Consider the following 20,987-nt stretch of genomic DNA (forward strand, 5'->3'; position numbering starts at 1 on the left):
TTCCTGGACAGACCATGTTCCCTCGCCTCGTATTGCTCGCTGCGATGATGTTGACCGTCTTCGCATACTGGACGGGCTTGTCCGGCCCGTTTTTGTTCGATGATCAACCCAACCTGAGTCCAATTCAGAGCTGGCTCAACGGCGAAATGAGTTGGCAGTCGGTCATGTTCGGCAACGAATCGGGATTGCTGGGCAGACCCGTTTCGATAGGAAGCTTTCTGCTCAGCGCCGAGTTCGGCGGCCACAACCCGTTTGCCTACAAGCTTGGCAACCTGATCATCCACCTGCTTTGCGGACTGCTCGGCTGGCAGGTACTGCGCAGGCTGATCGCTGAAGACGAAAGCCTGGCGCCCCGCGCGGACTTGCTCGCCAGCATCGTCATGGCCCTGTGGCTGCTGCATCCGATCAACGTCAGCACGGTCCTGTACTCGGTACAGCGCATGGCTCAGCTGAGCACCTTGTTCGCTCTGGCCTCGCTATGGACCTACCTGACGGCAAGGCGCCAACTGATCGCTGGGCAGCTAAAACTGTCGCTGGCGGGCTTTTTCTTGCTTTTCCCGACCTTGCTCTTGGCCGGGCTGATGAGCAAGGAAAACGCGGCCGTCGCCCCCCTGCTCTGCCTGGTCGTTGAGCTTGCGTATTTTCTGGGCCGCACCGAGTACAAACGCGTCCGCCAGGCGTTTTTTGGGATCTTCCTGGTTCTGCCGGCGCTCGTGGTCATCGCGACGCTTGCGTTAGCGCCGGCGAAATTGTTGGGCAGTTACTCGGAACGGGATTTCACCCTGATCGAACGCCTGATGTCGCAGTCGCGCGCCCTGATGGACTACATCGTCACCATTCTGATCCCACGCACCCCGCTGTTGGGCCTGTATACCGACGACTTCACCCCCTCGACCGGCCTGTTTTCGCCGGCAACCACGGCGATGTCGATACTCGCCTTGGCCTTGATCAGCTTCGCAGCGATCAAATTGCGCAAGCGAGCGCCAACCTTCTTCGCCGGCTGGTTCTTTTTCCTCGCCGCGCACTCGGTCGAATCCGGCATCCTGCCGTTGGAGCTGTACTTCGAACACCGCAATTACCTTCCGGGCATAGGCCTGATCCTGGCGCTGGTGGGTCTTACCGCGCTTTTACCCAAAGACCTGCCACTAAACTTGTTCAGCCCCAAGCAACTCGGTTTTCTGATCGTGGGCGGCTTTGCGATCGTGTTCACAATGGGTACGGCGGGACGGGCCAATGTCTGGCAAGCAGAGGACACGATTCTCGAACAAGGCCTCAAGCATCACCCAGGCTCGCTGCGCGCTCAGCTGACGCGGGCCACGATCGCACTGCGCCAAGGCAACCTGAAAGGTTCTTATGACGCCTTCGCCGATCTGCTGGCCAGCAAGAATCCGCGCACCCAAGCAGTGGGCCGTGTGAGCTGGATCACGTTGGATTGCATGTCGGGCAAGCCGGTCAGCAAAGAGGACATGAAGCTCGCGATGTCCTACGCGCGACCGAGCCTGAGCATGGTCGAAGTGCCCGCACTGCGCCTGTTGGCTCGCGTGGTTCGCGAACAAGGCTGTGGCGAGGTCACCAATGCAGATATTGCCGAGGGCATCGCTTTCATGCTCAACCGGGCGGGCAAGCAACCCGATCGTTCGCGCGCCAAATGGCTCACCCGCTTTCTCGCGGCGGAGATGTATTTGCACGCGGGACGTATTGACGAAGCGCAGAAGCAGGCAGAGCTGGCTTGGAACGCCAGTGGTGACCTGCCTGTCGGCGCGCTGTTGGCGAACATCTACGCCGGTCGGGGCAAAAAGCCCGAAGCCGAACGCTTGCTGGCCATCCTACGACAACGGATCAAGCCCTACGACAAGGCCGGTCAAACCGAAATCGCCAAGGCGCAGGCCTTGCTGGATCGGCAATAGTCGAGCACGCAGGCCAACGTGGCCAACCTATTCGCTTTACCGAATCGCTGTCGCGACTCCTCGCTCGTATCGACTATGCCATCCCAGCAAAAAAGCCTAAGGCCCTGCGCGATGCCATTAAGAAACCTATAGGCGATCACCGGCAAATCGAAAGTTCAGTACTTTCGATTGCTGCCATCGCCCCAAGATGAATAAAGCACACTTCCAACCATCAACACGCCTAGTTGCACAAACCGATCCACCAACAACGCGCCCACGAAAGCCTTTTCGTCTATCAGGAAGACGAAGGCCAGCGATCCGAGCAAGCCCTCCTTGATCCCCAGATTGCCAGGGGTAAGCGTGAGCACCAGCATCAAGTTCGCCAGCGCGCAAACCAGCGTGGAAAAGAAAACGTCACCCGGCATACCCACCGCGTGCAGAAGCCATTGTGTCTGCAAGACCTGCAACCCGAATGAAACCACCAGCAGCAGAGTGATTTTGACTTGACTCTTCCATGGTCGTGCAATGGCCTCATGCACGCCAACCAGAAGCCGAGGCAACCGCGGACTCAACAGGGAGTAGCTGCGCTTGTCGGCCAGCAGTGCGCATAGGACGACCATGCCGGCTGCGATCGCCGCCATGAACGCAGCCGCCACTCCGTAGCGGAGCGAGACTTCACCTCCATGCACGAGCACCGAAAACGCAAAGAATGCTGCACTCAATCCGATGGTCATCAAGGTGACCAGCAGAAACTGACCGACCGCGAACCCGGGCTCCACTCCATACTTCATGCGCAGGATCATCAAGCGCGAGCCCATGCCGCCAAGCCGGAGCGGAGTCAGATAACCCGCCAAAGACGAGACCATGTTGATCCCGATGGCATCATTGACCGCGATCCCCCGATAGGGCGGCTCGAGACCCGCCTTCAATATCCATGCATTCAGATACTGAGCCACCACATAACTGACGGCCAGCACCGCGACATTCAACCAGCCGAATGCAAGCGAGCGCTGCACGACCTCGGGATTGAAGGCCACATACAAGGTTAGCCCGATGATGGCGGCGACGAGCAAAATCAGCCTGAGCCAGAGGCGACTAGACACCCAAAAACCTCCAGAACGGCCTTGGATCATCGCGCCGAAGATGCGCCAACAAACATCGCCTGCCCAGCATTTCCCGCACCGCAACCCGGGCACTCGCATAGTCGAGCACGAGTGAAAGAGGAAAACCCTCATGTACCCATGCTACGCGCCCGGGTAAACGAATCGGATCACTCACACTTTCACCCGACAACCAGCGCCGATATAACGCCGCGTAATCAATCCCGAGCAAACGACCGAGTTCGTGCTGCAGCCAGAATCTAAGATTGACATCGATCAGAAATAAGTTCCCGCTGCCTTCGCACCGGATGAATTCGATCTCGAACGGCCCTTGATAGCGAAGCCGATCCAGAAGTTGTTCGGATAGACCAAGCAACTGATCATGCAACTGCGCATCATCCACGATCACCGACAGGGTCGAAGTGCCTCCGGGATGTGGGTACTCCAGTGCCTTCGCATAAACCAGCGCTCCGAGTATCTTGTTTGTGCGAAGGCCGCACAGCGAGAAATGCGAACGCAGCGGGGCAAGGATCCGCTTCTGTATCACGAATGCTTCGCCTCTACCGTACTCCTCAACGATTTCACCTACGCTGGCGCCCTTTTTTCGAATGACGAGTCCATTGAAGGGGAAGCGCGGTTTGACGATTGAGTCGACAGGCACCGCCATTTGCTCATACAACCGCGTTTCGGGAACGTCGACGATCCCATCGGCCAATGACGGAAGAGCCAGTTTGTCGGCCACCAGATTGATGGCGGTGGCGCTGGAGAATGGAAACAACGCTCCGGCGCCCCGCAAACCCGATCGGTTTCTGGTGATATAGGCGTTCCAACGATCGTCCGTCGAATACACCACGCCGCCAGGGCCTTTGCCCTTCAGCAGCGTCATTAGCAATTCGGTGATACTCGTGTCGTCAGCTTCAGACCGATGAAAGCGAGTAACGGCTCTGGAAACGCTACATACAACACGCGGATCGAAATCCAACACGTCGCATTCAAGTCCCTCGCGCCGCAACCCCCTGGCTATCGCCAAGCCGTTTGCCCGCCCCCCCAACACGATATGCATCATGACGCCCTGACGATCACGACAACTTCATTGCAAAGCAACATGTCCATCAGGCCCGCGATCCTGGAAACTGGCTTCAAAAGCCATGGCGCCCGACGTCTCGTGACGTTGACAAGCATATTGTCCACATAGTCGATCCTGACTATGTCCACATGAGCCGGCACTAGCTGCCGCAGCAAGCCCTTGCTGAAGCGCCGATAGCGAAAAAGTGAGTTGCCCCGCGCCCGCCTTATCGCCGACACCATAATGTCGATGAAATTCCACCGGTTATGCGCAAACACGATCGCGTAGCCTGACGTAACCCGCAGTTGCTCCTCGATGATCGCACGCGATTGGCGATCGTCAAAAACGACTATCAAACCACTGTGGAAGGTAATGCCGAAAGCCTTATCACAAAAAGGCATGCGAAACGCATCGGCGACCACGCACGAGGTCGCATCCCTCGCGGCCCGATCGAACACGGCTTGCTCCCTGTCGAGACTGCAGCACAAAGACTCCTTCAATCGCTTGGCAAGATAACGAATGTCCTTGCCACTGAAAGCACCCATCTCCAAGATCGAATGAACATCGCATCCGCTCGAACGAATGAAATCCAACACATACTCCGCTCGCTTGGGGCGAGCGCCTCGGTAGGTTTCAATGTTCGCGTCAAACAGCTGACCCCACTGGTGCGACTTCATGCGACTGATCCGAATATCGGTGCCATCAAATTCACTCCACGCAACTTCACCGCATCAAGCGTCGCGCGGAACAACTCTTGCCCCACCCCCTCGCAAAATACCGGATGGTCGTAAACCACGCCGTGTGCATTGGGCCTGGACCGCAATATCGACACTATGTGCTCGGCAGCAGCAGCAGCATCGATGCCCCGGACGAGGCAGTTTTCGAAATATCCGACGCCTCCCGGCTCTCCGGCAAAAGCCGTGTTGATATCGTGCAGTCCCCGCAGGCGCAGCGAGGCATCAAGCAGCTCATCTGATCGATGACTGTCGTACAAAGCCTCAAAGCCTTGTTCAATCAATACATCAGGCAGCTGCGCAGGCGAATTCCAACCAGGCGATGAAAATCCCGAAGGACGTTCTAGGCCGGCCTGTTCGAACGCAGCCAGACCCCAACCTATTTCGGCGCGTAGCCGAGCGGCGCTCCAGCCATGAGCTCCCCATTGCCACTCGCCATGATTACGCCCACCATGCAATCCGAGCACATGCCCGGTGCGCTGTGCTTGCCGCAAGATATGCCCTGCAGTGCGCCCCACCTGCGGATTGAGAACCGCAGTGTGAAGGTAGCCATCAACGCCCAACCGACGCAGCGAACCGAGCTTTTCGATCCTTTTGCTGGTCGTCTCGGCGGCATTCGAACCGCGCATTATATTTCGCAAGAACATCACGCGCGACACCGCCCTGCCCATGTTGACCATGAAATAGAAACGCGCGCCGATCTGACCGGCGTAGTCGAGTAGAAATGGTATGCCGCGATGCGCGCAAGACCATGTATCGACATCGAACCGAACCGTAAGATTCATCCCGGCCCGCGCTCCGTCACGTATTCGCGCAGGGCCGAGACGATCACCTGGCTTGGCGAATTCGCAGGCAAGGACTTGGCCCGATAAGGATGGCCGAGCGCGCGCTGCGCGAACGGCCTGATTTTGTCTATGTCCAGATCGGCAAGCAGGACCCCTTCGTTCAATCCATCAGAGCGCTCTGTGGCCTGCCTGAGCAACACACAGGGAATGCCCAGTACCGCGCATTCTTCCTGATTGCTTCCACCGTCGGTCACCACAAAACGCGATTGCCGGATCAAACGGCCGAATGACACGAAGTCCATCCGCTCGACGAGCGACACCCCCTGCCACCGTTCGATGTCGGCGAGTAAAGTCAGCTTCGTCAGCCGGCTGTGGGTCACTGGGTGTAGTACGAACTTCACCGGCAGTATTTCGGCAAGTTCGCGCAAAATATACAGCGCACGATCAAGTCGCTGGCGATTGAATAGATTTTCGTGCCGATGCATGGAAAACACCGCATAAGGTTGCGCGGGCGTTGCATCAATGTCCGCGATCTCGCCGACCGCGATACGCAATGCATCGAGCATCGTATTGCCTTCCGTCATCAGCTTGGTGCCCTTGGCGCCCCTGAGATTGTTTACGGCAATTGGATCGGGACACAGGTGCAATGCCGACACTTTCGACACGGCGATGCGTATCAGCTCCTCGGGGAACGGATGAAAGATGTCGAACGACCTCAAGCCCGCCTCGACATGAGCCACCGGCAGGGAAAATCTCCTGCCGATCAAGGCCCCCAGTAAAGTGGACGCAGTGTCACCATGCACCACCAGCGCGCTGGACCGGCCCCAGATCTTGCGCAACTCCTGGCTTCCGGCGCGACGCCAGGCTTTCATCGCCCAAGTCAACAACGAAATCCTGTCCTTCACCTCCTCCTCGGGCACCAGAACCAGATCAGGGGACGGCAGATCGAAATTCCGCTGGAGCTCATCGAATGTTTCTCGATGCTGCCCGGTCAATATCAGCGAATAAGGAACGTGTTGCCGGATGGTTTCCTTGATGACAGGGGCCATCTTTATGTATTGCGCTTTAGTCCCAACAACATATACCAACACGCCAACGCCCTCAATCTTTACGATAGGTGAGGCTGGTGATCTGCTCGGAAACGAGTCCGATCAGAAAAATTATCACCGCGGCACTCAACAGCAGCGCCGACATGTTTGTAAATCGGCCGTGGGTAAAATAGGTCCACGCGTAATAGCCGAGACCGATCAGGAAAAAACCCACCGCGGTCGGCGCGAACAGCTTGAGCGGCGAATACAGGGTGGCGATCTTGAAGATGATCAACAAAAAACGCACGCCATCGCGCAGGGGCCGGATATGACTGTTGGTACCGACCCTGCGCGCGACTTCGATCGGTACGTAGGTCACCGGATAGGCACTGCGGAAGAACGCCATCGTGCTGGTCGTGGGGTAGCTGAAACCATTCGGCAACAAATGCAGGAACTCGCGGAACTTGGCCGCGCGCACGGCGCGGAAGCCCGAGGTCAGGTCCTGGACCTTGTGCCCGGTCATCCAACTGGCCAGCCGGTTGTAGAGCGCGTTGGCCGCGCCGCGGCCGACACTCGCCTGGCCGCCCGCGTTGCGGGCGCCCACGGCCATGTCGTAACCATGGTCGAGTCGTTCCAGCAGCAAGGAAATATGCGCCGGATCGTGCTGGCCGTCGGCGTCCATGAACACGATGACCTCGCCCGACGCCGCACGGGCACCGCGCTTGATCGCCGCGCCGTTGCCCATCGAGTACGGCGACGAGAGCACGCGTGCGCCCAGTTCAGCCGCGATCGCCGCGGTGTCGTCGGTCGAACCGTCGTCGACCACGATGACCTCGGCAGACGGAAACGCCTGACGCAATGCCGGCAACGTGCGCCGGAGCCCCTCCGACTCGTTTTTGGCCGGTAAAACTATTGATACGTGCATGCCACCTCCCCGGGAGCGCAGAATAGCCTGTCCTCCCGCGAGTCGACACCGCCCATCCGCGGAATAGCGACAACGGTCAGCTCGCCAAGAGCTGAGATTGAGGTAAAGTCAGGGTGGGGAAAACTGAGGGATGTAATGTCCACTGTCGCGACCGCCAACTTGGTGGGAATCACCGGCATTGCCCGGCGTTTGGTCATGGATGGGGCTCTGGACGAGGTCAAGGCGCGCGAAGCCATGACCGCCGCCAGCGCCGAACGCAAGCCGCTGGCCTCCTACCTGGCCGAACACCGCCTGGCCACCTCGGCCCAGCTCGCCGCCGCCAACTCGATCGAGTTCGGCGTGCCGCTGTTCGACCCGACCACCATGGACCCGGGCCAGGCCCCGATCCGGGCGATCAGCGAAGAGCTGATCCGCAAGCACAACGCCTTGCCGCTGTTCAAGCGCGGCAACAAATTGTTTATCGGCCTGGCCGACCCGACCAACACCAAGGCGCTGGACGAGATCAAGTTCCAGACCAACGCCGCGGTCGAGGCGATCTTGGTCGATGAGGAACTGATCCGCCGCACCCTGGACCGCTGGCTGGAAACCTCCGACGCCCTCGGCGACGCGGTCGGCGACGGCGAGGGTCTGGACAACCTGGAGATCGGCAAGGACGACGACCTCAGCACCACCAGCGACACCGGCATCGACGCCAAGGGCGACGACACTCCGGTGGTCAAGTTCATCAACAAGGTGCTGGTCGACGCGATCCGTCGCGGCGCGTCCGACATCCACTTCGAACCCTACGAAACCGACTACCGGGTGCGCCTGCGCATCGACGGCCTGCTCAAGCAGGTCGCCAAGGTCCCGAACAAGCTGCACCCGCGCATCGCCGCGCGCCTGAAGGTCATGGCGCAGCTCGACATCGCCGAGAAGCGGGTGCCGCAGGACGGACGCATCAAGCTCAACCTGTCCAAGACCAAGCAGATCGACTTCCGCATGAGCACCTTGCCGACCCTGTTCGGCGAGAAGATCGTGCTGCGTATCCTCGACGGCAGCGCGGCGCGGCTGGGCATCGAAAAGCTCGGTTACGAGGACTACCAGAAGGAATTGTTCGTCAACGCGGTGGTCAAGCCCTACGGCATGGTGCTGGTCACCGGCCCGACCGGTTCGGGCAAGACGGTGTCGCTGTACACCGCGCTCAACATCCTCAACGACGAACAGCGCAACATCTCCACGGTCGAGGACCCGGTCGAAATCCGCGTGCCGGGCATCAACCAGGTGCAGATGAACGTCAAGCGCGGCATGACCTTCGCCGCCGCGCTGCGCAGCTTCCTGCGCCAGGACCCGGACGTGATCATGGTCGGCGAAATCCGCGACCTGGAAACCGCCGAGATCGCGATCAAGGCCGCGCAGACCGGCCACATGGTGCTGTCGACCCTGCACACCAACGACGCGCCGCAGACCATCGCCCGCCTGATGAACATGGGCGTGGCACCGTACAACATCACCTCGTCGGTCACCCTGGTGATCGCGCAGCGCCTCGCCCGCCGTCTGCACGACTGCAAGCGCGAGGTGCATCTGCCCGAACACGCGCTGCTCGCCGAGGGGTTCACCCACGACGAGATCGCCTCGGGATTCAAGTTGTACGAGCCGGTCGGATGTCCGGACTGCACCGAAGGCTACAAGGGACGTACCGGCATCTATCAGGTCATGCCCATGACCGACGAAATCCAGGCCATCGTGCTCGAAGGCGGCAATGCGATGCAGATCGCCGCCGCGGCGATCCGATCGGGCGTGCCCGATCTGCGTCGCTCCGCGCTGGTCAAGGTGATGAACGGCGTCACCGGCCTGGCCGAAATCAACCGCGTAACCAAGGACTAACCCATGTCCGCGACTCGATCCGCCACCAAGACCCCCACCCCGGTACGCCGCGCCAATCCCCTGGACGTCTTCGTCTGGCAAGGCACCGACAAGCGCGGCATCACGATGAAGGGCGAGCAGGCGGCGAAGAACGCCAACCTGCTGCGCGCCGAACTGCGTCGCCAGGGCATCACCCCGACCGTGGTCAAGCCCAAGGGCAAGCCGCTGTTCGGCGCCGCCGGCAAGCGCATCACCCCCGGCGAAATCGCCATCTTCAGTCGCCAGATCGCGACGATGATGAAATCGGGCGTGCCGATCGTGACCTCGCTGGAGATTATCGGCGAAGGGCACAAGAACCCGCGCATGAAGAAGCTGCTGAACACCGTTCGCGCCGACCTGGAAAGCGGCTCGTCGCTGCACGAGGCCATGTCCAAGCACCCGGTGCAGTTCGACGAGCTCTACCGCAACCTGGTCAAGGCCGGCGAATCGGCCGGTGTGCTCGAGACCGTGCTCGACACGGTCGCCAGCTACAAGGAAAACATCGAAACCCTCAAGGGCAAGATCAAGAAGGCGCTGTTCTACCCCGCCACGGTCGTGGCCGTGGCGATCCTGGTGAGCGCCATCCTGCTGATCTTCGTGGTCCCGCAGTTCCAGGCCACCTTCAAGAGCTTCGGCGCCGACCTGCCGGCCTTCACCTTGATGGTGATCGGCATGAGCGACTTCATGATCAAGTGGTGGTGGGCCGTGCTGATCCTGGTCGTCGGTGCCGCGGTCGGCTTCATCATGGCCAAGAACCGCTCGCCCGCCTTCGCCCACTTCCTCGATCGGGCGATGCTCAAGATCCCGGTGGTCGGCCAGATCCTGCACAACGCCGCGATCGCCCGCTTCGCGCGCACCCTGGCGGTGACCTTCCGCGCCGGCGTGCCGCTGGTGGAAGCGCTCGACACCGTGGCCGGCGCGACCGGCAACGTGGTCTACGAAAAGGCGGTCTACCGCATCCGCGACGACGTCTCGGTCGGCTACCAGGTCAACATGGCGATGAAGCAGGTCAACCTGTTCCCGCACATGGTGGTGCAGATGACCGCGATCGGCGAAGAGGCCGGCGCGCTCGACACCATGCTGGTCAAGGTGGCCGAGTTCTACGAACAGGAAGTCAACAACGCGGTCGACGCGCTGTCGAGCCTGCTGGAACCGCTGATCATGGTCATCCTCGGCGTCATCGTCGGCGGCATGGTCATCGCCATGTATCTGCCGATCTTCAAACTTGCTGCGACCATCTGATCGGCGAAGTATCCTCATCCAATGGCATTTCTAGATCAGAACCCCGGCCTCGGGTATCCGCTCGCGGCCGGTCTCGGCTTGTTGCTCGGCAGCTTCTACAACGTGGTGATCCTGCGCCTGCCCAAGCGGCTGGAGTGGGAGTGGAAAAAGGACGCGCGCGAGGCGCTGGATCTGCCGGAAATCTACGATCCGCCGCCGCCCGGGATCGCGGTCGAGCGCTCGCACTGCCCGCACTGCAAGCACCAGCTGTCGTGGTACGAGAACATCCCGGTGTTCAGCTATCTGGTGCTGGGCGGCAAGTGCCGCCACTGCAAGGCGCCGATCTCGATCCAGTACCCGGCGGTCGAACTGCTGACCATGCTGCTGATGCTGGCCTGCGTGGCCCGGTTCGGCTTCGGCTGGCAGGGCTTCGGCGCGATGGTGTTCACCAGCTTCCTGATCATCCTGTCGGGCATCGACCTGCGCACGCAGTTGTTGCCGGACACTCTGACCTTGCCGTTGATGTGGCTGGGCATCATCGCCGCCAGCGACAACCTGTATTTCCTGGTCAAACCGGCGGTGCTCGGCGCGATCGCCGGGTACATGAGCCTGTGGCTGGTCAACTGGATCTACAAGCAGTACCAAGTGGTGGTGCGGCGGGTCAAGGACCCGCAGGAAGGCATGGGCCAGGGCGACTTCAAGTTGCTCGCGGCGATCGGCGCCTGGGTCGGCCTCAAAGGCGTGTTGCCGACGATCCTGATGTCGTCCCTGGTCGGCGCCGTGATCGGTTCGATCTGGCTGGCCGTGAAGGGCCGCGACATGGGCATCCCGATTCCGTTCGGTCCCTACCTCGCCATCGCCGGCTGGATCGTGTTTTTCTGGGGCGAATCCCTGCTCCAGGCCTATCTGCGGTTTTCCGGGCTCGGCTGAGCCATGGCGGGGTTCTGCGTCGGCGTCACCGGCGGTGTCGCCTCGGGCAAGAGCGAGGTCACTCGGCGTTTCGAAACGCTGGGCGTCGTCGTCGCCGATGCCGATCTCGCCGCGCGGACCGCGGTCGCCCCTGGCAGCCGGGGCCTGACCGAGGTGGTCGCGGCGTTCGGCAACGACATCCTCGACCCGCACGGCGCGCTCGATCGCGCCGCGATGCGCCGGACCGTGTTCGCCGATCCCGCCGCCCGCAAGCGCCTGGAAGCCATCGTCCATCCGCTGGTGCGCGCCATGCTGCGCGAACAATGCGCGGCCGCGCCCGGTGCGTACGCGATCGCGGCGATTCCGCTGCTGGCCGAGGGCGGCGGACGCGAGGCTTATCCGTGGCTGGACCGTTGTCTGGTGGTCGACGTGCCGGTGGCGGTGCAGCAGGCGCGGGTGATGGATCGCGACGGAATCGACGCCGAGCTGGCCCAACGCATGATCGCCGCGCAGGCCACGCGCGATGCGCGGCTGGCGATCGCCGACGACGTGATCGTCAACGACGGGCCGCTGGAAGCGCTGCAGGCGCAAGTCGAAGCGCTGGATCGGCGGTATCGCGCGCTGGCGCGGCAATTACAGGACTGATGTGCCTGGCGAACTGAGCCAGGAGCGTCTTTCGATCCGGCGTCGCCGAATCGGTTTTATCAGTCCGCATGAGCCAAGCCGCCTTACCCAGGCCGCTCCACTCAAGCCTCGACCCACAGACTGCGAATCGCTGCGATGCCCTGCGCGCCATGCCGGCGCGCCTCGCCCAGATCCTGCGGCGTCAGCCCGCCGATCGCATAGATCGGCAGCGACACCGACTCGCGCAGCGCAGCGAAAGCCTCCCAGCCGATCCCCAGCACGCTCGGATGGCTGGGCGTGGGCTTGATCGAACCGACCACGACAAAATCGCAGCCCAGCTGCTGCGCCGCGCGCAACTCGTCGGCGTCGTGACAGGACGCGGCCAGCGGCAGTTCGGCGGCGATCGGGCGTTCGCGCAAGTCGCGCAGCTGCGCGGCGCGCAGGTGCAGGCCGACCCCCAGATGCCGCGCCAATGCCAGGTCGCCGTTGACCAGCACCTCGGCCTTGGCGGCCCGGCAACGCTTGACCGCGGCGGCGGCCAGACGCTGCCAGCGATCCGCCCCCTGCGCGTCGCGTCCGCCGCCTTCGCTCAAGCCCGGCGCGCGCAACTGCACGCGTCGCACACCGGCCGTCAGCGAACGCGACAGCGCCGCCAGCCACGCATCGTCGCCCTCGCCGGGTTCGGGCGTGACCAGGTAGTGCTCGGGCTGTCCTAACGCGGCCACCACCGGCCGATCGGCCGGCGGCATCGCATAGCTGGCGAGCTTGTGCGGCGGCACCCAGGCCAGGGCCTGGCCTTCCAGGCCGCGCGCGCTGCCGCGCCAGGCGCGGATCTCGCGCACGTCCAGGATCAGTCGTTTGTCGGGATAGGCCTGCGGCACGCAGATGAGCGGCGTGCCTACTTCGGCCTCGATGCCGAGTTCTTCATGCAGTTCGCGCGACAACGCCGCTTGCGGCGTTTCGCCGGGCTCGCGCTTGCCGCCGGGAAATTCCCACAGCCCGGCCAGATCGCGTCCTTCGGTGCGGCGCGCGAGCAGGATGCGCCCGCGCGCGTCGCGGATCACGCCCGCGACGACATGCACTATTCGGGATTGGGGATTCGGGATTCGGGATTCGAGGGCCACGGCCTGAGCCGCGTCAGACGTGGGAGTCGGCTCGGCTTTCGCTTTCCCACTCCCGATTCCCGATTCCCGATTCCCGCCGCTTTCAGCCCAACTGCCCATGGCAATGCTTGTACTTCTTGCCGCTGCCGCACGGGCAGGCGTCGTTGCGGCCGACATTGGCGAAGGCTTCCTCGGACACTTCCGCGGCCTCCTCGTCGGCGCCGAAACCGCCCGCGCTCGCGTGCTGGAACTGCATCTGCTGCAACTGCGCCTCGGCCTGTGCGCGTTCCTGCGCTTCCAGGGCGGCGACTTCCTCTTCGCTCTGGATGCGCACGCGCGCCAGCAGGGTCACGACTTCGCGCTTGACCTTGTCGAGCATCTCCGAGAACAGCTCGAAGGCTTCCTTCTTGTATTCCTGCTTGGGCTGCTTTTGCGCATAGCCGCGCAGGTGGATGCCCTGGCGCAGGTAATCCATGCGCGCCAGATGCTCCTTCCAGTTCTGGTCGAGCACGTTGAGCATGATGTGCTTTTCGAGCATGCGCATGGTTTCGCTGCCGAGCTGGACCTCGCGCGCGGCGAAATGCTCGGCGACCGCGTCCTGGACCTTGGCGGCGATCGACTCGGCGTCGAGTTCGGCGGCCTTGCTCGCCGTCTCGACCAACGGCACCTGCACGTTGAACTCCTGGGCGATGGTCGCTTCCAGGCCCGGCAGGTCCCACTGCTCGTCGACCGAATTGGCCGGCACGTGGCGCTGGACGATATCGGCGACCACGTCGCCGCGGATGCCCTCGACGTTCTCGTTGACGCTTTCGGCTTCCAGCAACTCGTCGCGCTGGCCGTAGATCACCTTGCGCTGATCGTTGTTGACGTCGTCGAAGTCGAGCAGGTTCTTGCGGATGTCGAAGTTGTGCGCTTCGACCTTGCGCTGCGCGTTGGCGATCTGCTTGGTCACCAGCGGGCTTTCGATGATGTCGTCTTCCTTCAGCCCCATGCGCGCCATCACGCGCTGCACCCAGTCGGCAGCGAAGATGCGCATCAGGTTGTCTTCGAGCGACAGGTAGAAGCGCGAGGAACCCGGGTCGCCCTGACGGCCGGCACGGCCGCGCAGCTGATTGTCGATGCGGCGCGATTCGTGACGCTCGGTGCCGACGATGTGCAGGCCGCCGGACGCCTTGACCGCGTCGTGACGCTCCTGCCACGCCGCCTTCAAGCGCTTGTGGGTGACTTCGTCCACCGGCTCGCCGTTGTTCTGCGCGGACAGTTCGGCCAGTTCGCTTTCCAGCGAACCGCCCAGCACGATGTCGGTACCGCGGCCGGCCATGTTGGTGGCGATGGTGATCGCGCCCGGACGGCCGGCCTGGGCGATGATGTTCGCCTCGCGCTCGTGCTGCTTGGCGTTGAGCACTTCGTGCGCGACGCCGGCCTCGGTGAGCTGCTGGCTGAGCATCTCGGACACTTCGATCGAGGTCGTGCCGACCAGCACCGGCTGGCCGCGTTCGTGCGCGGCCTTGATCTCGCCCAACACCGCGCGGTACTTGCCCGGGCGGTTGAGGAACACCTGATCGGAGTGATCCTTGCGCTGCATCGGCCGGTTGGTCGGGATCACGATCACTTCCAGGCCGTAGATGCTCTGGAATTCGTAGGCTTCGGTGTCGGCCGTACCGGTCATGCCGGACAGCTTCTTGTACATGCGGAACAGGTTCTGGAAGGTGATCGAGGCCAGCGTCTGGTTCTCGCGCTGGACCGGCACGCCTTCCTTCGCCTCGACCGCCTGGTGCAGGCCGTCGGACCAGCGGCGACCCTGCAGGGTGCGGCCGGTGAATTCGTCGACGATCACCACTTCGCCGTCGCGCACGATGTAGTCGACATCGCGCTGGTAGATCGCATGCGCGCGCAGCGCCGCATTGAGGTGGTGGACCACCGAGATGTTGTGGCCGGCGTACAGCGAATCGTCGTCTTCCGACAGGATGCCGGCCTTGCGCAGCAGTTCCTCGGCGTGTTCCTGGCCGGCTTCCGACAGGTAGACCTGCTTGCCCTTCTCGTCGACCCAGTAATCGCCGTCGCCGTCTTCCTTTTCCTGGCGGCTCAGCGAGGGAACGATGCGGTTGACCTTGATGTACAGCTCCGGCGACTCGTCGGCCGGGCCGGAAATGATCAACGGGGTGCGCGCTTCGTCGATCAGGATCGAGTCGACTTCGTCGACGATCGCGTAATGCAGGCCGCGCTGGAACCGGTCGTCTTTCGACAGCGCCATGTTGTCGCGCAGGTAGTCGAAGCCGAATTCGTTGTTGGTGCCGTAGGTGATGTCGCTGGCGTAGGCGGCGTGCTTGTCGCTGTGCTGCATGCCCGGGTAGACCACGCCGACGCTCAGGCCGAGCCAGTTGTACAGCTTGCCCATCCACGCCGAGTCGCGGCGGGCCAGGTAGTCGTTGACCGTGACCACGTGGACGCCCTTGGATTCGAGCGCGTTGAGGTACACCGGCAGCGTACCGACGAGCGTCTTGCCCTCGCCGGTGCGCATCTCGGCGATCTTGCCCAGGTGCAGGACCATGCCGCCGATCAGCTGCACGTCGTAGTGACGCATGCCGAGCACGCGCTTGGACGCTTCGCGGCAGACCGCGAACGCCTCCGGCAGCAGCTTGTCGAGCGACTCGCCGGCGGCGATGCGCTGCTGGAACTCCGGCGTCTTGGCCTGCAGCTGCGCGTCGGAGAGTTTTTCCATCTCCGGCTCGAGCGCATTGATCTTGACGACGGATCGTTGCAGTTGACGCAGCAGGCGATCGTTGCGGCTGCCGAAAACGCGGGTAAGCAAGCTGTTGAGCATGAACGGGTCCGTGTAAAGCGAACGGGGATTGCACAGGCGGGACGCTTAAGAGCGCGTCGGCGCCGGCAAGTTCCCAGGGAATCCAGACAACCGGGTCGATCCGTCCGCTTCGCCGCCCCAAAACGAAATCAGCAAAACGAAATCAGGGGCGCCGTGCGCCCCCGATCGGATCGAGCCTGGTCTTTGGCCACACGCATTCTAGCGTGGGGGGCGTGCTGAACGGTATCAAGGGGGATGTGCGCCGATCGAATGTGGGACTTTGCCCGATTCCACACTTTCGGGATTGGGGGTGCCGGATGGCGGGGCGTTGGGGTCGCTTGCTTGCCGGCCTACGGATTAGGGCACCGGCTGCTGATTAGCTTGGGATCGCGGCCGCGGCGCACTGCCGGGCAGCGGGCGTTCTAGCCCGCTGCTGCATTTGCGGCGTGTGTGTGCGTCGGATCGCCGGCCGACCGGCGAGCTTGGGAGTGCGCTTCCGGCCCGCCGCAGTGCGGCGGTCGTTCAGCGGGCTGCGAGCCAGTGGCTCGCAAGCAAGCCCGCTTCACCCTTTGAGCGGCGACTGCTGGTTGAGGAACTTGACGGGATTGACCACCCGGCCGCTTTCCCAGACCTCGAAATGCACATGGGCGCCGGTGGAACGGCCGCTGGAGCCGGCCTTGGCGATCTCCTGGCCCGCGCGCACCAGCTCGCCGACCTTCATCAGCAGGCGCGAGTTGTGCGCGTAGCGGGTCACGTAGCCGTTGCCGTGATCGATCTCGACCACGTTGCCGTAGCCCGAGCGCACGCCCGAGTAGCTGACCACGCCGTCGGCCACGGCCAGCACCGGGTCGCCGACGTCGGCTTCGAAATCGATGCCCTTGTGGAACGCGGCGCCGCCGTTGAACGGATCGGCGCGGCCGCCGAAGCCGGAGGTGATGTAGCTGTTGGCGATCGGGGCGCGCGAAGGCACCGCGTTCATGTCGATCTGGCGGTTGAACAGCAGCGACTCGAGCACCGAGAGCTGCTCGCCGGAGGCCTTGAACTGGCTGGCGAGCTTGTCCATGCCGGCGTTGAGCTCGGGCTTGGCCATGTCGCGGACCGGGCCGGCGCCACCGACGCCGACCGGCTTGTCGAAATCGAATTCGCCGTCCTGCAGCTGGCCGATGCGGGTCAGGCGTTCGCCGAGCGCATTGAGGCGGTTGGCCTCGGCCTGCAGTTCGCCCATGCGCGCGGCCAGGGCGTTGATCTCGCGTTGCGCGTCGAGCCGGGTGGCGGCGATCTGCGCGTGCTGCTGGGCCAGTTCGGCGCGTAGCATGCGGTTGTCGGCGAGGCCGGCGCCGGCACCGACGGCGACACCGGTGCCGAGCAGCAGCGCCATGGCGAGGGCGGGACGGCGGGCGCCGATCCGGCCGGCCTGCTGGAACAGATGGTCCAGCCTGACGCGCGTGTTGTTTACGATGGATTGATAGGTCATGTGTCCGATGTCTGATTACAAGCCCAAGCCGAAGTCGCCGCCGCGAAAGTCCTCGACACCGCGCATCGCCATGGATGCATTGCTCGAAGACCCCGCCGGCAACAACCCGATCCGACGAGCGCTGTGGCTCGAAGGACTGGACCGTCGGTTACGCCCCTACCTGCCGCCTTCGCTCGCCGCGCATGCGCGGCTGGCCAACTTCGAACGCGGCAGGCTCGTGTTTGTCGTCGATGCCCCGGTGTGGCGGGCCAAGTTGCGGCTCGCGGCTCCGGAACTGCTCGACGCAGCCCGATCCATCGGACTGGACGCGGCCGAATTCGTCGTCAAGACGACGATCCCGAACCCGGTGGCAGCACCGGTACGGAAGGCCAAACCCATGTCGGCCGCGACGCTCATGTCGCTGCAGGCCGCGCTGGCATCGTTGAAGAAACCCGATCCGTCGGGGTCCAGCGATGCCGGCTGACACTCGGTAGGGCCGCATGGTGGGATGCGTACCGACGGGGGTCCGAGTGTCGGGGTCGGGGCATCCTACTGGCCCAACCCGGGGGTTTTGTTAAGCCTTCACTAGCTTTCCGGAAAAGTTTCGTTAGAAATTAGTTAAGCCGTCACGCACCGTTCACGAGTGTGATCGAGTTAACGTTCCTGACTTTCCCGGACAGGCGTCACAGGCCGCTTGGGGTGCGCGTTCAGGTTGGCGAACGCGGGCGGCCTGGAGAAAAGAGTGCCCTGCACTCTTTCTAGCTGGCCCTAAGCCAGCGCGGGTTCGCCGTAAGCGACCGGAACCGGCTCGGAGCCGCTGTAGCTGACCAGCTCCCAGGCCGAACGCTCGGCCAGCAGGGCGCGCACCAGCTTGTTGTTGAGCGCGTGGCCGGACTTGTAGCCCTCGTAGGCGCCGATGATGGCGTGGCCGGCGAGGTACAGGTCGCCGACCGCATCGAGGATCTTGTGACGGACGAATTCGTCGGCGTAACGCAGGCCGTCGTCGTTGAGCACGCGGAACTCGTCGAGCACGATCGCGTTGTCCATCGAGCCGCCCAGGCCGAGGTTGCGTTCGCGCATGTATTCCAGGTCGCGCATGAACCCGAAGGTGCGGGCGCGGCTGACTTCGCGGATGTAGTTTTCGGTGGAGAACTGCACTTCCGCGCGCGACTGCGAGGCCGGGATCGCCGGATGGTCGAAGACCACGGTGAAGCCCAGGCGGAAGCCTTCGAACGGCTCGAAACGCGCGACCTTGTCGCCTTCGCGCACTTCCACCGGGTGCTTGATGCGGATGAAACGCTTGGGCGCGTCCTGCTCGGCGATGCCGGCGGACTGCAGCAGGAACACGAACGGACCGGCCGACCCGTCCATGATCGGCACTTCCGGCGCGGACAGTTCGACAATGCAATTGTCGACGCCCAGGCCTGCCATGGCCGAGAGCAGGTGCTCGACCGTCATGACCTTGCCGACGCCGTAGGTCAGACCGGTGCATAGGGTGGTTTCGGTGACCAAATCGGCGCGCGCGGGCATCTCGACCACGGGGTCGAGGTCGGTGCGGCGAAACACGATGCCGGTGTCCACCGGGGCCGGGCGCAGGGTGAGGAAAACCTTGTCGCCGCTGTGCAGGCCCACGCCGGTGGCGCGGATCACGTTCTTGAGAGTGCGCTGACGCAGCATGGTCGTGGGGACTTCCGCGAGTGTTCTGGTTCTGCTGGCTGGCCGGCCGACGGCCGAACAGGTCCGGGCGGACGGATAGCTAATGGGGACTGGCACGAAACCGCGCAAGATTAGCACGGGGGTTGCTGAACCTGAACGAAAAGGACACAGCGTCCCGCCGTTGTCAACAGCGCTCGTCAAACTGACCGGTCGGCCCGCCTTTGCGGGGTCGGGCCGACCGGCCCAAGGCCCCGCGCGTAACGCCGGGGCAAGATGCCTCGGGCCGGGGACGAGTCCGGCCCTTGGGTGGTGCGTGAAGCAGGAGCGAGTTCACAAGAGCGAGAGGTAAGCAGGCGCGACAGCCCTACTCTTTTCTCACGGCCTTGCGCTCATTCCTGACCTCAATCGGCCTGGCGGCGCAGGAACGCCGGGATATCCAGGTAGCTGTTGTCGCTGCCGAAATCGGCCACGGCCGGGCCGGTCGGTTCCTGGCGCGAGCTGCCGCGCAGGCTGCCGCCGAAGCTCGGCATCGGCGCATGGCCGACGTCGTCCATCGCGCCGAACTCGGGCTGACCGGTGGTCGCGTTGCGCACCAGTTGGATCGGCGCGCGCTGCGATTCGCGCTCGTACCCCGAACCGCGCACCGACTGCTTGGTGGCGACGCGGTTGAGGCCGGTGGCGACCACGGTGACGCGGACCTCGTCCTGCATGTCCGGGTCGAGCACGGTGCCGATGACCACGGTCGCGTCTTCGGAAGCGAAGCCCTCGATGGTGCGGCCCACTTCGTCGAACTCGGCCATGGTGAAGTCCGGGCCGGCGGTGATGTTGACCAGGATGCCGTTGGCGCCGGCCAGGTTGACGTCGTCGAGCAGCGGGTTCTGGATCGCCGACTCGGCCGCGGCCTGGGCGCGATCGTCGCCGCGTGCGGCACCGGTGCCCATCATCGCCAGACCCATCTCGCTCATGACCGTGCGCACGTCGGCGAAGTCGACGTTGATCAGGCCCGGACGCACGATCAGGTCGGCGATGCCCTGCACCGCGCCGAGCAGCACGTCGTTGGCGGCGCGGAAGGCCTGGATCATGGTCGCGTTGCGGCCGAGCACGGTGATCAGCTTCTCGTTGGGGATCGTGATCAGCGAATCGCAGTGGTGCGACAGCTCCTCGATGCCCTTGAGCGCGACCTGCATGCGGCGGCGGCCTTCGAACGGGAACGGCTTGGTGACGACCGCGACGGTCAGGATGCCCATCTCCTTGGCGAGCTGGGCCACCACCGGCGCCGCGCCGGTGCCGGTGCCGCCGCCCATGCCGGCGGTGATGAAGACCATGTCGGCGCCGGTCAGCGCGTCCATGATGCGTTCGCGATCTTCCAGCGCCGCCTGGCGGCCGACTTCCGGATTCGCGCCGGCGCCCAGGCCCTTGGTGACGTTGCTGCCGAGCTGCAGCTGCAGTTTGGCGCCGCAGTTCTTGATCGCCTGCGCGTCGGTGTTGGCGGTGATGAATTCCACGCCGTCGACGTTGCCGCTGACCATGTGCGCCACGGCGTTGCCGCCGCCACCGCCCACGCCAACGACCTTGATGACCGCGTTCGGGGCCATTTTTTCAACCAATTCGAAATGTGCCATGTTCTCGTCCTCTTATGTGCCGGGAGTCGGGAATCGGGAATGGGGAATCGGAAAAGCGCTCCGTCCTCAATTCGATGCCGTCCTCTACGACGTTTTTGGTTTTAGTTTTAGTTGCTTCTACCGCTGCCACAACCTGCCAGTGCTGTTGCATGTTGCTGTTGCTGTTGCTGTTGCTCTTACGATTCCCAATT

At 63.2% G+C, this 20,987-nt stretch carries 17 protein-coding genes; 6 read left to right on the plus strand and 11 right to left on the minus strand.

Annotated elements, in window-relative coordinates; all coding sequences use genetic code 11:
• Nucleotides 1-14: 14 nt before the first annotated feature.
• Complete coding sequence (locus KME82_RS20070; protein WP_215495577.1) at nucleotides 15-1,907, plus strand: hypothetical protein; 1,893 nt, start codon at nucleotides 15-17, stop codon at nucleotides 1,905-1,907.
• A gap of 155 nt (nucleotides 1,908-2,062) precedes the next feature.
• On the opposite strand, the gene KME82_RS20075 is transcribed toward KME82_RS20070, so the two are convergent.
• The 6 genes from KME82_RS20075 to KME82_RS20100 form a co-directional block, all read right to left on the minus strand.
• A complete protein-coding gene (locus tag KME82_RS20075) occupies nucleotides 2,063-2,989 on the minus strand; it encodes a lysylphosphatidylglycerol synthase transmembrane domain-containing protein (RefSeq protein ID WP_215495578.1) in 927 nt (308 codons plus the stop codon).
• Entirely contained in the window at nucleotides 2,982-3,872 is an 891-nt protein-coding gene (locus KME82_RS20080) for a hypothetical protein (protein WP_215495579.1), read from the minus strand. The genes KME82_RS20075 and KME82_RS20080 overlap by 8 nt, the downstream gene beginning before the upstream one ends.
• A 176-nt stretch (nucleotides 3,873-4,048) precedes the next feature.
• Nucleotides 4,049-4,729 (minus strand): class I SAM-dependent methyltransferase, encoded by a 681-nt coding sequence (locus KME82_RS20085; protein ID WP_215495580.1) that lies wholly within the window; start codon nucleotides 4,727-4,729, stop codon nucleotides 4,049-4,051.
• A complete protein-coding gene (locus tag KME82_RS20090; protein WP_215495581.1) occupies nucleotides 4,726-5,571 on the minus strand; it encodes a hypothetical protein in 846 nt (281 codons plus the stop codon). Before KME82_RS20090 ends, KME82_RS20085 begins: the two co-directional genes overlap by 4 nt.
• On the minus strand, nucleotides 5,568-6,620 hold the full coding sequence (locus tag KME82_RS20095) for a UDP-N-acetylglucosamine 2-epimerase (protein WP_215495582.1): 1,053 nt from the start codon (nucleotides 6,618-6,620) through the stop codon (nucleotides 5,568-5,570). The genes KME82_RS20090 and KME82_RS20095 overlap by 4 nt, the downstream gene beginning before the upstream one ends.
• A 52-nt stretch (nucleotides 6,621-6,672) precedes the next feature.
• Nucleotides 6,673-7,524: a glycosyltransferase family 2 protein gene (locus KME82_RS20100; RefSeq protein ID WP_215495583.1), complete on the minus strand. Its 852-nt coding sequence runs from the start codon at nucleotides 7,522-7,524 to the stop codon at nucleotides 6,673-6,675.
• 135 nt (nucleotides 7,525-7,659) lie between these two features.
• On the opposite strand from KME82_RS20100, the gene pilB reads away from it, so the two are divergent.
• Genes pilB through coaE form a run of 4 tightly spaced genes read left to right on the plus strand, consistent with a single transcriptional unit; the run spans nucleotide 7,660 to nucleotide 12,180 of the window.
• Complete coding sequence (gene pilB / locus KME82_RS20105) at nucleotides 7,660-9,387, plus strand: type IV-A pilus assembly ATPase PilB (RefSeq protein WP_215495584.1); 1,728 nt, start codon at nucleotides 7,660-7,662, stop codon at nucleotides 9,385-9,387.
• 3 nt (nucleotides 9,388-9,390) lie between these two features.
• Nucleotides 9,391-10,647, plus strand: a complete 1,257-nt coding sequence (locus tag KME82_RS20110) for a type II secretion system F family protein (protein WP_215495585.1) — start codon at nucleotides 9,391-9,393, stop codon at nucleotides 10,645-10,647.
• 21 nt (nucleotides 10,648-10,668) lie between these two features.
• Nucleotides 10,669-11,556: a prepilin peptidase gene (locus KME82_RS20115; RefSeq protein ID WP_215495586.1), complete on the plus strand. Its 888-nt coding sequence runs from the start codon at nucleotides 10,669-10,671 to the stop codon at nucleotides 11,554-11,556.
• A gap of 3 nt (nucleotides 11,557-11,559) precedes the next feature.
• On the plus strand, nucleotides 11,560-12,180 hold the full coding sequence (gene coaE / locus KME82_RS20120) for a dephospho-CoA kinase (RefSeq protein WP_215495587.1): 621 nt from the start codon (nucleotides 11,560-11,562) through the stop codon (nucleotides 12,178-12,180).
• Nucleotides 12,181-12,281: 101 nt separating this feature from the next.
• Here the strand turns inward: coaE and KME82_RS20125 are convergent, their stop codons facing one another.
• The 3 genes from KME82_RS20125 to KME82_RS20135 all read right to left on the minus strand — a co-directional run bounded on the left by KME82_RS20125 (nucleotide 12,282) and on the right by KME82_RS20135 (nucleotide 17,539).
• A complete protein-coding gene (locus KME82_RS20125) occupies nucleotides 12,282-13,265 on the minus strand; it encodes a Nudix family hydrolase (protein ID WP_252255846.1) in 984 nt (327 codons plus the stop codon).
• 100 nt (nucleotides 13,266-13,365) lie between these two features.
• Nucleotides 13,366-16,086, minus strand: coding sequence for a preprotein translocase subunit SecA (secA, locus tag KME82_RS20130; protein ID WP_215495588.1), 2,721 nt, complete (start codon nucleotides 16,084-16,086; stop codon nucleotides 13,366-13,368).
• A 541-nt stretch (nucleotides 16,087-16,627) separates the two neighbouring features.
• On the minus strand, nucleotides 16,628-17,539 hold the full coding sequence (locus tag KME82_RS20135; RefSeq protein ID WP_215495589.1) for a M23 family metallopeptidase: 912 nt from the start codon (nucleotides 17,537-17,539) through the stop codon (nucleotides 16,628-16,630).
• Between the two features lie 7 nt (nucleotides 17,540-17,546).
• Here KME82_RS20135 and KME82_RS20140 point away from each other — a divergent pair, with 7 nt between their 5' ends.
• Nucleotides 17,547-18,002: a DUF721 domain-containing protein gene (locus tag KME82_RS20140; RefSeq protein WP_096415560.1), complete on the plus strand. Its 456-nt coding sequence runs from the start codon at nucleotides 17,547-17,549 to the stop codon at nucleotides 18,000-18,002.
• A gap of 284 nt (nucleotides 18,003-18,286) precedes the next feature.
• Here the strand turns inward: KME82_RS20140 and lpxC are convergent, their stop codons facing one another.
• Together lpxC and ftsZ are read right to left on the minus strand one after the other, a co-directional pair.
• Entirely contained in the window at nucleotides 18,287-19,195 is a 909-nt protein-coding gene (gene lpxC, locus KME82_RS20145; RefSeq protein ID WP_215495590.1) for a UDP-3-O-acyl-N-acetylglucosamine deacetylase, read from the minus strand.
• A 380-nt stretch (nucleotides 19,196-19,575) separates the two neighbouring features.
• Nucleotides 19,576-20,796: a cell division protein FtsZ gene (gene ftsZ, locus KME82_RS20150; RefSeq protein WP_036104606.1), complete on the minus strand. Its 1,221-nt coding sequence runs from the start codon at nucleotides 20,794-20,796 to the stop codon at nucleotides 19,576-19,578.
• Between the last annotated feature and the right edge of the window lie 191 nt (nucleotides 20,797-20,987).

The organism is Lysobacter capsici (assembly GCF_018732085.1).
Lineage (GTDB): Bacteria > Pseudomonadota > Gammaproteobacteria > Xanthomonadales > Xanthomonadaceae > Lysobacter > Lysobacter capsici_A.

What these genes read in the sequence shown, in the direction of transcription:
- KME82_RS20070 (WP_215495577.1), top strand. Translation starts at nt 15, where the DNA reads ATGTTCCCTCGCCTCGTATTGCTCGCTGCGATGATGTTGACCGTCTTC.
- KME82_RS20080 (WP_215495579.1), bottom strand. Translation starts at nt 3,872, where the DNA reads ATGACGCTGCTGAAGGGCAAAGGCCCTGGCGGCGTGGTGTATTCGACG.
- KME82_RS20085 (WP_215495580.1), bottom strand. Translation starts at nt 4,729, where the DNA reads ATGAAGTCGCACCAGTGGGGTCAGCTGTTTGACGCGAACATTGAAACC.
- KME82_RS20090 (WP_215495581.1), bottom strand. Translation starts at nt 5,571, where the DNA reads ATGAATCTTACGGTTCGGTTCGATGTCGATACATGGTCTTGCGCGCAT.
- KME82_RS20095 (WP_215495582.1), bottom strand. Translation starts at nt 6,620, where the DNA reads ATGGCCCCTGTCATCAAGGAAACCATCCGGCAACACGTTCCTTATTCG.
- KME82_RS20100 (WP_215495583.1), bottom strand. Translation starts at nt 7,524, where the DNA reads ATGCACGTATCAATAGTTTTACCGGCCAAAAACGAGTCGGAGGGGCTC.
- pilB (WP_215495584.1), top strand. Translation starts at nt 7,660, where the DNA reads ATGTCCACTGTCGCGACCGCCAACTTGGTGGGAATCACCGGCATTGCC.
- KME82_RS20110 (WP_215495585.1), top strand. Translation starts at nt 9,391, where the DNA reads ATGTCCGCGACTCGATCCGCCACCAAGACCCCCACCCCGGTACGCCGC.
- KME82_RS20115 (WP_215495586.1), top strand. Translation starts at nt 10,669, where the DNA reads ATGGCATTTCTAGATCAGAACCCCGGCCTCGGGTATCCGCTCGCGGCC.
- coaE (WP_215495587.1), top strand. Translation starts at nt 11,560, where the DNA reads ATGGCGGGGTTCTGCGTCGGCGTCACCGGCGGTGTCGCCTCGGGCAAG.
- secA (WP_215495588.1), bottom strand. Translation starts at nt 16,086, where the DNA reads ATGCTCAACAGCTTGCTTACCCGCGTTTTCGGCAGCCGCAACGATCGC.
- KME82_RS20135 (WP_215495589.1), bottom strand. Translation starts at nt 17,539, where the DNA reads ATGACCTATCAATCCATCGTAAACAACACGCGCGTCAGGCTGGACCAT.
- KME82_RS20140 (WP_096415560.1), top strand. Translation starts at nt 17,547, where the DNA reads ATGTCTGATTACAAGCCCAAGCCGAAGTCGCCGCCGCGAAAGTCCTCG.
- lpxC (WP_215495590.1), bottom strand. Translation starts at nt 19,195, where the DNA reads ATGCTGCGTCAGCGCACTCTCAAGAACGTGATCCGCGCCACCGGCGTG.
- ftsZ (WP_036104606.1), bottom strand. Translation starts at nt 20,796, where the DNA reads ATGGCACATTTCGAATTGGTTGAAAAAATGGCCCCGAACGCGGTCATC.